This window comes from Acinetobacter sp. GXMZU3951, assembly GCF_054457875.1.
The window spans coordinates 126,380-138,519 of record NZ_JBTLFO010000005.1 but is presented as its reverse complement, the minus strand read 5'-3'; the positions used below and the strand labels follow the sequence as shown (position 1 = coordinate 138,519).

Below are 12,140 nucleotides of genomic sequence, written 5' to 3'. Positions count from 1 at the left end.
AAATATACCTGCTATACCAAAACGCCCTTCGGGGCGTTTTTCAATCAAAGATTAGTAATAATATGAGCCCATCTAAATTTCCCAAACTACTAAATTATGAAAGCCTCAAACAAGAATTTGGAACATCCGATGCCGAACAGACGCCACTGCAAGCATCACCGACAACTCAGCCAGATCACGAAGGCATAGAGACTGAAGTCCCACAAAATACAGGGCTCACAGGCTCACGTTTGCGCTCTTATGCATTTGCTGTGCTCACCCGCAAGGAATACTCCAAAGCAGAGCTAATAGAGAAGTTAGCGACCTATGCTGTAAATCGAGAAGAGGTGATCAACCTCGTTGAAGAACTATCTGAGCAGAATTATCAAAGTGACCAACGGGTTGCCGAAATTGTACTGTCGAGCCAAAAACGCAAAGGTAAAGGTCCGCAGCGGATTAAGCTGGCATTAAAAAACAAAAAAATTAACAGTGAACTAATTCAAGAAGAATTAAAAGAAATCAATTGGGCAGAACAAGCCTATCAGCTTAAAATCAAGAAGTTTGGCAGCAGCGTTGAAAAAGACCCAAAACTCAAAGCCAAACAAATTCGCTTTTTACAATACCGAGGGTTTGATATGGATGCAATTATGAAAGCAATTAACAAAAAAGAAGATGAGGAATAATGAATTATAATAAAAATGGTGGCAACCCTACCAGCAAAGCTTCGGCACATCACAATTCTACTACCGTTGCTACCTTCCGGTCCTGGCGGGGTTCGCAGAGTGCAATTGCGAAGTAACCGGCAGGGCTACCATTGCAAGAACAGAGTATAGAGATTTTTAATGAAGTTGCAAGCCCTATCCGAATAATTATCTGCCTAAGCTATTCATTTGATTATTTAAAATACAGAATTAACCTTTAGGTACTATTTGCCTTCATGATTGTCCACCAGGTTACTTTAAACATACGACAAGAACGCAAACATTTGTTGCTTTTCACTGCTTGAGCATTTTAAATGTGTGCATGATGAAATTTAATAAAGCCCATTCAAACACGTGGCTTTATACAAGCAATACAAAATGGATATATTTTATGATGCAATTTAAGCATGCGATTTATGCACTCGTATTTTTAAGCTCAACACATTTATATGCAAATGTCCCTATCGAAAGCCGTGGTTTAAGTCAAAGTGATGCTGGCTCTTCGTCTAGCTCAGGTTATGGCTCTTCAGTAGCAAATACACCAGTTGCCGAAGCCAATGTACCAACCAATATCAACTGGCAAATCATGCAAAAAAACCAACAGCTAGAAAATGATATTCGCACGCTAAGAGGTCGAATTGAAGAACAAGAAAATACCATTGAACAACTTAAAAACGAACTTAATAATCGTTATACCGATTTAGACCAACGCCTAGAACTCTTACAACAAAAAATGGATCCGGACAGTGCAGCAACGGAGGATAACCAACAGGATACGTCTCCCAGCGTCAACACAACAACCACTGTAGCGCCCAAAACCAACAATACGACCAACACAAGCACACCAGCTTTAAGCCCTAGCAACAATCCAACTACAGCAACAAATACAAACGCCGCCCAACAACCGACAGAGTTAGAAAAAGCAGCATATACTGTTGCTTTAGATGCCTACAAACAAGGTGGAGCCAAAAAAGCGATTGCTCCGATGCAAAACTTTATTAAAAACCACCCTAACAGCATCTATATCAGCAATGCGTATTTCTGGCTAGCCGAATTTAATCTAGCTATAGAACCGACCAACTACACTGAAGCGAAAAAGAATTACAACGTTGTGGTTAACCAATACCCTCAATCATCTAAGGCCTCACGTGCGCTTTACCAACTGTATAGCATAGCCAAAGATGTTGACCGTAATACAGCATTGGCCAATCAATACAAAACCAAGCTGCTTAAACAGTATCCTAAAAGTGAAGAAGCAGGTTATTTAAAGAAATAAAAAAAGACACCTTAACGGTGTCTTTTTTTATTTCACGTCTTAACGCACAATTCCACGTTCCGACTGCTCGAGAGAATCAATCAACAATTGAGCTTCGGGTACTGTTGGTAAAATGTCTTGTCGAATACGATCAACAGCTTCTACCGTCGTTAAACCTTCTTTGTAAATCAGTTTAAACGCTGTACGCAAGCCCTGAATGACTTCTTTAGACCATCCCTTACGTCGCATACCTTCTACATTCATTGCAAAAGCATGTGCAGGATTGCCCGATGCCATAACATATGCTGGAACATCTTTAACAATTAAAGATGCACCCCCCACCATGCTATAAGAAGCCAATTTACAGAATTGATGAATACCTGAGTTACCACCAACAATAACGTAATTACCAATATGGACGTGACCCGCAACCCCCACGTTATTGGCAAAAATATTATGATCACCCACCATACAGTCATGTGCTATATGTGTATTAACCATCAACAGATTGTGACTACCAATTTTCGTTAAGCTCTGATCTTGGACCGTACCACGGTGCAAACTACAATGCTCACGAATAGAGTTATGATCACCTATCTCTAACCAAGTTTCTTCACCTTGGTATTTAAGATCTTGACAAACTTCGCCAATACTCGCGAATTGGAAAATTTCATTATTTTTTCCAATACGCGTATACCCTCCAACCACAACATGTGAATGAAGTTTCGTTCCAGCTCCAATCGTCACTTGTGGACCAATAATACAATATGGACCAATTTGGACATCTGGAGCAATTACTGCTGATGAGTCAATAATAGCGGTTGGATGAATGAATTCGTTATTGCTCATGCCTGCTCTATACTTTCTGATGATAAACCATGATTTCTGCGGTTGTTGCAACAACGCCATCTACAGTAGCAATACAGTTATATTTGTAAATACCACGTTTTTGCATAATCAACTCAGATTTTAATACAAGTTGGTCACCTGCAACCACCTGTTTTTTAAATCTTACCTTTTCTGCACCTGCAAAAAGGAACAAAGAACCTTCACTTGGCTTCTCATTGTTCATAATAAAGCCAAGAATGCCTGATACTTGTGCCAAGGCTTCAACAATCAGTACACCCGGCATAATTGGGTAATTCGGGAAATGGCCTTGCAGAAACTCTTCATTGATTGAAACGTTTTTATAACCGACAATCCCATTATCAGTTACATCAACAATGCGATCAACCAACAGGAATGGATAACGGTGTGGTAAATATTCACGAATTTGCTGAATATGCATTGGCAATTCTGGTTTCGTAAATGGTAGTAAAGTCGACTCAGTCATCATAATTCTATTTACGCAATTTAAAAGTTGATTCAAGGGACTCAATTTGAGCCTGCATATGATCAAGTCGTTTGACTAATTGGGTCAATGGCACATCTGCTAATTGTCTAAAGCGAACAACCGTACGTTTCCAATTCGGACTTTCAAATAATCCCGTGCCACCAGAGTAGCTTCCCGCTTTTGAAATATTATTTGTGACCATTGACATTCCCGTAATTGTCACATTATCTGCAATTGTAATATGTCCAACTACACCACATCCCCCTGCTAGGATGCAGTTTTTGCCAATTGTGGTACTCCCTGCAATACCACTCTTTGCAGCAATCGCAGTATTTTCACCGATCTTGACGTTATGAGCGATTTGCACAAGGTTATCAATCTTAACACCATGTTCCAAAATCGTATCGTCCAATGCTCCACGATCAATACTACAATTCGAGCCAATTCGTACATCATTGCCGATTTGCACTGACCCCAACTGTGCAATACGATGCCACTTCCCTTGATAGGGTGCAAAACCAAAACCTTCACCACCTATCACAGTATTCGCATGAATACGCACGCGATCACCGATTTTACAAGCACCGGTTAAAGTGACATGTGAATCAATAAATCCATCTTTGCCAATCTCAACATCATCATCAATGCGTACATGAGCCTGAATAATGGTGTTATCACCGACCACGCAGTTTTCACCTATCACCACATAATGACCAACATATGCCGAGTCAGAAATAATCGCTGAAGGATGAATTTTTGCCGTACTCTCAATACCAACTTCAGCATATTTCTTTTCAAATACATGAGTCAGCATTGCAAAGGCCAGATAGGGATTCTGCACCAAAATAAAATTGTGATGGGTCTGCAATTTTTCTTGTAAAGCAGGAGTAACAATTAAAGCACCTGCTTTGGAAACAAGTGCTTTATCCAAATACTTTTCATCAGTCACAAAAGAAATGTTTTGAGCTGTTGCAGTATCCAGACTTGCGAGCCCCTTAAGAATAAGGTCGGACTGACCTCGACACTCGCCTTGTACAAGACGAGCAAGAGCTTCTAAACTAGTTGTTTTAAGATTCATTGATTACTTAATTGCATTAACCTTTTGAATCATTTTATCAGTTAAATCATATTTAGCGTCATAGGCAAGCGCAGAGTTTTTATTCAAAACCACATCTAAATTATTTTCTTTACGTAATTGCTCGGCTGCTTGCTTAATGCGAGAATCTAAAGTCTTATTCATAACTTGTAGAGAAGCTTGAACTTTACCTTGCAAACCTTGTTGAATACCATTTAATTCATTCAACTTTGTTTGATATTCAGCACTCATTTTTTGCATTTCAGCTTCAGATAATTTTGAAGCCTGCGCCTTTTGCTTCATCGCATCTAGCTCTTTGCTGAGTTGCTCTAACCGTGTGGTCTGTGGCTTGATGCTTTGCTGCAAGCTCGCATTTTGAGCCTTTAAATAAGTACTGTTATCTACAACTTGTTCTAAATCCACCACCCCATAACCTGCGGCATGAACTGCAGAACTTAGTGAAATGGTTGCAAATGCTAAAGCTTTGATTATTTTATGCATGATTAAACCTTATTTTATATGCTTGTTAAGTTCAAAAAAGATCGTACTTAGAAAGTACGACCAATCTCGAATTGAATTTCTTTAGTTTCATCACCCGGCTTATCATTCAGCGGGAAGGCGTAACTTAATGAGAGTGGACCAATCATGGTGATCCAAGTAAAGCCAACACCGACGCTATAGCGCATATTATCTACATCAAACCCATAATTATCTTCACAAGTTCTCTTATCAGCTAAACCATCATCAGTTGAAGGGAAAATATTACACTGGGTATCAAATACTTGTGCACCTTCCGCAAATAACACTGGCCGCACTTGACGCGTCCAGTCCCCTTTAAATGGTATAGGCAACGCCAATTCAGTACCAAATTGCACTAGGGCATTACCCCCGACTTCTTCAGGAGAAGGGTCTTTTTGATCTGTTTCCGCATAGTAAACACCATCATATTTCGGACCCAAGGTACTGTTATCATAACCACGTACCGAACCATAACCGCCAGCATAGAAGTTTTTATAGAATGGCAAATCATTACCATAGCCTAACTTACCATAGCCACGCAGAACAAAATCTTTCCCTAATGGCAAAAATGCCTGTGCATCATAGGTGATTTTTTGGTACTCAACATCACTTCCTGGAAGTGCGATTTCAGCATTGACACGGTGCGACTGACCTGATGTCGGGAATACTGGTCGATTAAGCGTATTATACGACCAACCCAAGTTAAAATTATAAGTTAAGAAATCACCTGTAAATTCAGATGGATAGGGTTCAGAAATATTTGTACAATCCGATCCAGTTGTAACAGTTCCATCCAAACAATATGTTGCAGTATTCTTAATTTTTCCACCATGTGCTAATAAATAATCACGCACATAGGTCGATACATAAGGACCAGTGGTAACTTCAGTTTGGTCAATATTTAAACCTGCACTAATACTCTGGTTTTCATCAATTGGATAACCAAAGTTGATACCACCACCGAAACTATCAGTTACATAATTGTTAACGTTATAATCTTCATCCAATTTGGTTTTGCGGTAGTACATGTTATAACCACGACGCACCCCATCAATGGTGAAATACGGGTCAGTCACACTGAGGTTGTAATAGTCTTGCGTTTCAGAGCGTGATAAATCAATTGCAACACTATTACCAGTTCCCATAAAGTTGGTTTGGCTTAATCCTGCTTGGAATGTTACACCACCACTTTGTGAAAAACCTACTGCCAATGTACTGGTGCCTGAATGCTGTTCTTCAACACTAACATTCAAGTCCACCTGATCCGGCATATTCGGGATACGTGTCGGCTTAATATCAACGGTTTTAAAATAACCTGTGCGCTCTAAGCGAACTTTAGACAAGTCAATTTTTTCATTACTTGCCAAAGCACCTTCCATCTGGCGCATTTCACGACGTAATACTTCATCCGAAGTCTTTGTATTCCCCGTAAAGTTAATACGACGCACAGTAACTTGCTGACCAGGATTAATGTAGTAGTTCAGATCTACCACACGCGTTTCATTATTAATTTGCGGAACCACATTGACTTCCGCATAGTAATAACCTGCATTACCATATTTACGTAGGAGTAACTGCTTAACCGCATTCACTTTTTCTTGCGAATAAGTCGAGCCATCTTTATAAATTTGCATGGCTTTCAATTCTTCTGGCTTATATAACGCATCACCCAAGAATTTACTTTCACCAAATTTAAACTGCTCACCTTCGTTTACAGAAACTTCAATAAAGATACGTTTTTTGTCTTCACTCAAGTTCAAACTTGAATTGGTAATATCAAAATTAATGTAACCTGCATTCAAATACAAGGCACGCAAAGCTTCTAGGCTGGCAGCCATTTTTTCACGTGCATAGCGGTCATTACGTGAAACAATTGAGCTCCAACTACTTTCTTTGACTGCAAAAGCTTGCTGAATATCACTATCGCTAAATACTGTATTACCAATGACATTGATATCTACAACTTTCGCAGCTTTACCTTCGTTAAACTCAAGCAACAAATCTACGCGGTTATTTGGCTTAGCCGTGGTCGTTACTTTCACATCCGCATCGTAACGGCCTTGCTGTACATACTGTTGTTCTAGCTCTGACTCTACAGTTTGAAGTGTTGATTTCTTTAACACCTCACCTTCAGCCAAGCCCATTTTTTTCAAGCCTTCTTCCAAAGCTTCTTTCGGAATTAGCTTATTGCCTTTTAGTTCGATTTTAGAAATAAGCGGGCGCTCAACCACGCTAAAAACAAGGGTATCACCCTGTTTGGATGCCTTAATGTCATCAAACAAACCCGTAGCATACAATGCACGAATTGAGTTTGAAATAGCCTGATCATCAACACGATCACCACTATTTATTGGCAACATGGTATACACATTGGCAGGTGTTAAACGAACGAGTCCATCAATTTTTATATCACGAACAATAAATTCATCCGCTGCATATACTTGTTGTACTGCTGCCATAGCACTAACCAGTGCCAAAGGCATAAATAAATGTGTGTGCTGCATGCCAGTCTTTTCCAATGTTAATTTCAAAGCAACGTTGTTATAAACGCATAAAGTCATTAAATAATGCAAGGAGCATCATGCTACCCAGCAGTACCATACCAATTTTTAAACCAACCAATTGTATTTGTTCAGAAACAGGTTTACCACGAATCAGTTCAACAAAGTAATAAACCAGATGTCCACCATCTAGCATTGGGATAGGCAACAAATTTAATATTCCCAAGCTTACACTCATCAGTGCCATAAACGAAATAAATGTTTGCCATCCCATTTCAGCACTTTGCCCAGCAACTTTAGCAATCGTGATCGGTCCAGATAAATTCTCCAAACCTATTAAACCACGAACCATTTTCACAATTGAGTTGAGAATCATGGTACTAATTTGTCCAGTCTTATCCACTGCTTTACCAAACGCTTCCAGTGGACCATATTGAATGGTTTGTTTATATTCTTCTGGGATAACCACTTTTCCAGGATTGCTCTGCACACCAAGCACACCAGATACATTGCCCATGTTATCTCGCTTACCTTGCGGCATAACCTCCAGATGAATCAATTGATTTTGACGCAGAACATCAATCTTCAGCAATTTTTCAGGCGAAGCTTGAACCACCTCAACCACATCAAACCAGTCTTTCATCTTCACGCCATCAATCGCCACAATACGGTCACCCTCTCTCATCCCTTGACGAATTGCCGCACCATCTTCACTTAATTTCATGACGGTAGCAGGAATATATGGACGATAAGGAATAAAACCCAGACTATCTAAAGGGGATTGATTTTGATCTTTTAAAAAGTTCTGAATTGGCAATTCAAAGGATTGTGTTTGCCCATTTCGATCTGCATCGATATGAATCACACCCGTCTCACCAGCACGATCCACCAAGGCAAAATTCAACTGTTCCCATGTACTAGTTTTTGCACCATCCACAGCTGTAATTTTATCGCCAACCTGCATTTGCACTGCAGCAGCTGGTGTATTTGCTAAGACCTTACCGACACGCGTGTTTAACTGTTCTTGTGCTGGTAAAAAAAGCACCCAAAACAGTAAAACTGCAAAAACAAGGTTAATCAGCGGTCCAGCTGCAACAATTGCAATACGTTTCCAAGGATGTTGGCGGTTAAATGCATAAGGTAAATCCGCTTCAGCAACATTTCCTTCACGCTCATCCAACATCTTCACGTAACCACCTAAAGGCAAAGCAGACAGCTGATACTGAATACCTGACTTCTTCGATGTCCATTTTAAAATAGTTGGACCAAACCCGATGGAATAAACTAAAACTTTAACGCCTAGTTTACGTGCTACAAAATAATGTCCGAACTCATGAATTGCAATGAGAGGCCCGAGCAATAAAATTGCTGCAACAATAATAAACAAGGCATTCATCTTAGCTTCCTTTACTGCTTACAAACTGCTGAGCAATTGATCTGGCAGTTGAATCGGCTTGTAGAATTAAATCAATAGAGTTTGCAGAACCATTTTCAACCTGATTCAAGGTATGTTCAACCACTACTGGAATATCCGTAAATCGAATCTGCTTTTGCAAGAAAGATGCCACCGCAATCTCATTCGCTGCATTTAATATTGCAGGAGCCAAGCCACCAGCTTGCATGGATTGGCGAGCCAATCTTAATGCTGGGAAACGCTGAGTATCTGGTTCCTGAAAATTAAGCTGATGATTTACAAATAAATCCAAAGCTGGAACATGAGTATCAATCCGCTTAGGCCAAGCTAAGGCATGTGCAATTGGGGTACACATATCTGGATTCCCCATCTGCGCCAAAGTTGAACCATCAACATATTGAACCATGGAGTGAATAATACTCTGTGGATGCACCACAATTGTTACAAAATGTTCTGAAATTGCAAATAGATGACACGCTTCTATCAACTCCAGCCCTTTATTCATTAAAGTCGCTGAATCAACAGAAATTTTTTGCCCCATCGACCAGTTGGGGTGTTTACAAGCTTGCTCTGGTGTAACGTTATGCAGTTGTTCTAATGAATGATTTAGAAATGGACCACCCGAAGCCGTCAATAAAAGACGAGATACCCCTAATTTAGGCTGACCATTACGCTCTTCATTTATATATTGTTCAGGTAGGCATTGAAAAATGGCATTGTGCTCAGAATCTACCGGTAACAATAAAGCACCATGCTCGCGTGCAGCCTGCATCATGATGTCACCCGACATCACCAATGCTTCTTTATTCGCCAACAAGACCCGCTTACCCGCCTGCACAGCTGCCAATGTCGGTAACAAACCTGCTGCTCCCACAATCGCTGCCATCACCACATCGACTTCAGGATGTCGCGCAACTGCTTGCAAGCCTGCTTCATCAAACAAGACTTCAATATCACAAAGATGTTCTTGCGTAAAAAGCTGACGCAATTCCACTTCCTTGTCAGACGGAACCACTACGACCTTTGGTCGAAACTGTTTACATATCTGCACCAGCTCCTGAATCCGACTGAATGCGGATATTGCAAAGACTGAATAATCTTCAGGATGCTGTTGCAGTATTTTTAAGGTACTTTGACCAATAGAACCTGTTACACCTAAGATACAAACAGCTTGTGACATTTACAAATCTACGCCAATTAGTTTTAACACATACATACCCGCTGCAAAGATAGGTGCTGCAGCAAGCAATGAATCGATTCGATCCAACACGCCACCATGTCCAGGTAAAATTCGACCAGAATCCTTGATTCCTGCACGACGCTTGATCATCGACTCGAATAAATCACCGAGTACCGAACTAAATACAGTGACTATAGACAGAATCAGGAACAAAATATGTTGTGCTAAAGTTAAATCTAGATATAAAACCTCAACCACAATGACAATGATCATTGAAGTAAAAATTCCACCATACAAACCTTCTATAGATTTATTTGGACTTACATCTGGGGCAAGTTTTTTCTTCCCGAACTTACGCCCAACAAAGTATGCACCACTATCTGCGCCCCAAACCAACAAGAACAGATACATCAACCACCATGGCGAACTAAACCACAACGCAAAAATTGCAGTCACGGCCGCAGCAACCAACACAAAACCTAAGAAATACAGGCTATTGTTATACCAGCCATCATATTCTGGGTAGTTTTTTACCCAGTAGACACTGACCAACCAAGACAAAATGGACGCACACCACAATAAAAGTGCAATATCTTTAAAATATAGAGCTAAAGTTGCAACTGCAGCAGTAAGCAGTCCATAGCTCCATGCAAAAGGCTTGATAATGTGATTTGTTTTTCTTGGCATGAGTTTAAACCACTCATAACCGGCAACCCCAGCGGCAATCATCATCAGAATCAACATTGGATACTGTGATTGGGTGGCGAACATACAACTAAGTACCACAGCCACCAATACCAATGCGGTAATAATCCGCTCTAACATTTATTAATTCTCGATTTTATCTTGTTGAATTTGCTCAGATGTTTTACCAAAACGTCGCTCACGCCCTGCAAAAACTTCTAATGCATGATCAAACTCTTGCACATCGAATTCAGGCCATAAGGTTTCTGTAAAATACAACTCAGCATATGCTGCTTGCCAGAGCAAGAAATTCGACAATCGATAATCCCCACCTGTACGAATCAGCAAATCCACAGCCGGCAAATCTGACATACTAATATACCGCCCCATCAGCTCGGTATTGATTTGCTCAACTTCAAGCGCCCCAGCCTTTACCTCTTTAGCAATTTGCTGTGCCGCTTGAGCCATGTCCCACATACCACCATAACTGACCGCAATGGTCAAAGTCATTTCAGTGAACTTAGCAGTCCTTTGCTCAGCTTGCAACATCAACTCACGTAAATGCGGAGATAAGCGAGAACGATCACCAATAAATCGCAAGGCAATTTCAAATTTTTCCATTCGCGGGATTTGCTCATGAATTGTTTCTTCCAACAAATTCATCAGCAAATCCACCTCAAACTGAGGTCTATTCCAATTCTCACTTGAAAACGCGAAAACGGTTAAGGCTTGAATATTTCTTTTTCGACAATGCTCTACAATCGGATCAAGGACATTTTTACCTTCACGATGTCCTGCACCTTTTTGCATTTGCATTTTTTTAGCAAAACGATTGTTGCCATCCATAATGATGGCAACATGTTTTGGAAGATGTGTAATGTCTTCAGATGCGGTCATTAATCTTAGACCTTCATCAATTCAGCTTCTTTTGCAGCCAAACGCTTTTCAACTTCAGCAACGTATTTATCCGTGATTTTTTGAATGTCATCACCAGCACGACGCTCATCATCTTCAGAAATTTCTTTTTCTTTCAATAATGCTTTAAGGTCACCCAAGACATCACGACGGATGTTACGAATCGCAACTTTGGCATTTTCAGCTTCGTTACGTGCAACTTTTTGCATATCACGACGTGTTTCTTCAGTTAAAGCCGCCATTGGTACACGAATAGCATCCGCAGTGATTGGGTTAAGACCCAAATCTGATTCACGAATAGCCTTATCAATCGCAGCCACCATTGAACGCTCAAACGGCTGAACGATTAAAGTACGCGAATCTTCAACACCAACGTTAGCAACCTGATTTAAAGGCACATCAGAGCCATAGTAAGGAACCATTACGCCGTTCAGAATGGATGGATGTGCTCGCCCAGTACGAACTTTTGCAAAACCATGTTCCAACGAGTCAAGTGACTTGTTCATACGGTCTTCTGCGTCTTTTTTAAGATCGTTAATCATATGATCTTCCTTACTTAATTCTATAAGATGTAATTACTAAAA

12 protein-coding genes and 1 other RNA gene are annotated in these 12,140 nt (G+C 40.3%); 2 read left to right on the top strand and 11 right to left on the bottom strand.

Annotation, left to right across the window (positions count from 1 at the left end; translation table 11 throughout):
• The first annotated feature begins 62 nt into the window (after window positions 1-62).
• The gene (locus ACX17N_RS09765; RefSeq protein ID WP_458892381.1) at window positions 63-662 is read left to right on the top strand and encodes a regulatory protein RecX; all 600 of its coding nucleotides are present in this window, start codon (window positions 63-65) and stop codon (window positions 660-662) included.
• A gap of 25 nt (window positions 663-687) precedes the next feature.
• Here ACX17N_RS09765 and ffs read toward each other — a convergent pair.
• Window positions 688-784, bottom strand: an RNA gene (gene ffs, locus ACX17N_RS09760) — signal recognition particle sRNA small type.
• Window positions 785-1,071: 287 nt separating this feature from the next.
• Here ffs and ACX17N_RS09755 point away from each other — a divergent pair.
• A complete protein-coding gene (locus ACX17N_RS09755) occupies window positions 1,072-1,956 on the top strand; it encodes a YbgF trimerization domain-containing protein (protein WP_458892380.1) in 885 nt (294 codons plus the stop codon).
• Between the two features lie 39 nt (window positions 1,957-1,995).
• Here ACX17N_RS09755 and lpxA read toward each other — a convergent pair whose 3' ends face one another.
• From lpxA to frr, 10 genes are read right to left on the bottom strand one after another with little or no spacing between them, the layout of a single operon-like run.
• Window positions 1,996-2,784 carry an acyl-ACP--UDP-N-acetylglucosamine O-acyltransferase gene (lpxA, locus tag ACX17N_RS09750; RefSeq protein ID WP_458892379.1) on the bottom strand — a complete coding sequence of 263 codons (789 nt, stop codon included), beginning with the start codon at window positions 2,782-2,784 and terminating at the stop codon, window positions 1,996-1,998.
• Between the two features lie 7 nt (window positions 2,785-2,791).
• The gene (gene fabZ / locus ACX17N_RS09745) at window positions 2,792-3,268 is read right to left on the bottom strand and encodes a 3-hydroxyacyl-ACP dehydratase FabZ (protein WP_241625106.1); all 477 of its coding nucleotides are present in this window, start codon (window positions 3,266-3,268) and stop codon (window positions 2,792-2,794) included.
• A 7-nt stretch (window positions 3,269-3,275) separates the two neighbouring features.
• Window positions 3,276-4,346 carry a UDP-3-O-(3-hydroxymyristoyl)glucosamine N-acyltransferase gene (lpxD, locus tag ACX17N_RS09740; protein WP_458892378.1) on the bottom strand — a complete coding sequence of 357 codons (1,071 nt, stop codon included), beginning with the start codon at window positions 4,344-4,346 and terminating at the stop codon, window positions 3,276-3,278.
• A gap of 3 nt (window positions 4,347-4,349) precedes the next feature.
• Window positions 4,350-4,844 carry an OmpH/Skp family outer membrane protein gene (locus tag ACX17N_RS09735; protein ID WP_458892377.1) on the bottom strand — a complete coding sequence of 165 codons (495 nt, stop codon included), beginning with the start codon at window positions 4,842-4,844 and terminating at the stop codon, window positions 4,350-4,352.
• A 47-nt stretch (window positions 4,845-4,891) separates the two neighbouring features.
• Entirely contained in the window at window positions 4,892-7,366 is a 2,475-nt protein-coding gene (bamA, locus tag ACX17N_RS09730; protein WP_458892376.1) for an outer membrane protein assembly factor BamA, read from the bottom strand.
• Between the two features lie 37 nt (window positions 7,367-7,403).
• Complete coding sequence (gene rseP, locus ACX17N_RS09725; protein WP_458892375.1) at window positions 7,404-8,759, bottom strand: RIP metalloprotease RseP; 1,356 nt, start codon at window positions 8,757-8,759, stop codon at window positions 7,404-7,406.
• 1 nt (window position 8,760) lies between these two features.
• A complete protein-coding gene (ispC, locus tag ACX17N_RS09720; RefSeq protein WP_458892374.1) occupies window positions 8,761-9,957 on the bottom strand; it encodes a 1-deoxy-D-xylulose-5-phosphate reductoisomerase in 1,197 nt (398 codons plus the stop codon).
• A complete protein-coding gene (locus ACX17N_RS09715; protein WP_458892373.1) occupies window positions 9,958-10,782 on the bottom strand; it encodes a phosphatidate cytidylyltransferase in 825 nt (274 codons plus the stop codon).
• 3 nt (window positions 10,783-10,785) lie between these two features.
• Window positions 10,786-11,538, bottom strand: a complete 753-nt coding sequence (gene uppS, locus ACX17N_RS09710; protein WP_458892372.1) for a polyprenyl diphosphate synthase — start codon at window positions 11,536-11,538, stop codon at window positions 10,786-10,788.
• Window positions 11,539-11,543: 5 nt separating this feature from the next.
• Window positions 11,544-12,098: a ribosome recycling factor gene (gene frr, locus ACX17N_RS09705; protein ID WP_458892371.1), complete on the bottom strand. Its 555-nt coding sequence runs from the start codon at window positions 12,096-12,098 to the stop codon at window positions 11,544-11,546.
• Between the last annotated feature and the right edge of the window lie 42 nt (window positions 12,099-12,140).

Excerpts from the sequence above, each read along its gene's own strand:
- ACX17N_RS09765 (WP_458892381.1), top strand. The coding sequence starts at position 63 with ATGAGCCCATCTAAATTTCCCAAACTACTAAATTATGAAAGCCTCAAA.
- ACX17N_RS09755 (WP_458892380.1), top strand. The coding sequence starts at position 1,072 with ATGATGCAATTTAAGCATGCGATTTATGCACTCGTATTTTTAAGCTCA.
- lpxA (WP_458892379.1), bottom strand. The coding sequence starts at position 2,784 with ATGAGCAATAACGAATTCATTCATCCAACCGCTATTATTGACTCATCA.
- fabZ (WP_241625106.1), bottom strand. The coding sequence starts at position 3,268 with ATGACTGAGTCGACTTTACTACCATTTACGAAACCAGAATTGCCAATG.
- lpxD (WP_458892378.1), bottom strand. The coding sequence starts at position 4,346 with ATGAATCTTAAAACAACTAGTTTAGAAGCTCTTGCTCGTCTTGTACAA.
- ACX17N_RS09735 (WP_458892377.1), bottom strand. The coding sequence starts at position 4,844 with ATGCATAAAATAATCAAAGCTTTAGCATTTGCAACCATTTCACTAAGT.
- bamA (WP_458892376.1), bottom strand. The coding sequence starts at position 7,366 with ATGCAGCACACACATTTATTTATGCCTTTGGCACTGGTTAGTGCTATG.
- rseP (WP_458892375.1), bottom strand. The coding sequence starts at position 8,759 with ATGAATGCCTTGTTTATTATTGTTGCAGCAATTTTATTGCTCGGGCCT.
- ispC (WP_458892374.1), bottom strand. The coding sequence starts at position 9,957 with ATGTCACAAGCTGTTTGTATCTTAGGTGTAACAGGTTCTATTGGTCAA.
- ACX17N_RS09715 (WP_458892373.1), bottom strand. The coding sequence starts at position 10,782 with ATGTTAGAGCGGATTATTACCGCATTGGTATTGGTGGCTGTGGTACTT.
- uppS (WP_458892372.1), bottom strand. The coding sequence starts at position 11,538 with ATGACCGCATCTGAAGACATTACACATCTTCCAAAACATGTTGCCATC.
- frr (WP_458892371.1), bottom strand. The coding sequence starts at position 12,098 with ATGATTAACGATCTTAAAAAAGACGCAGAAGACCGTATGAACAAGTCA.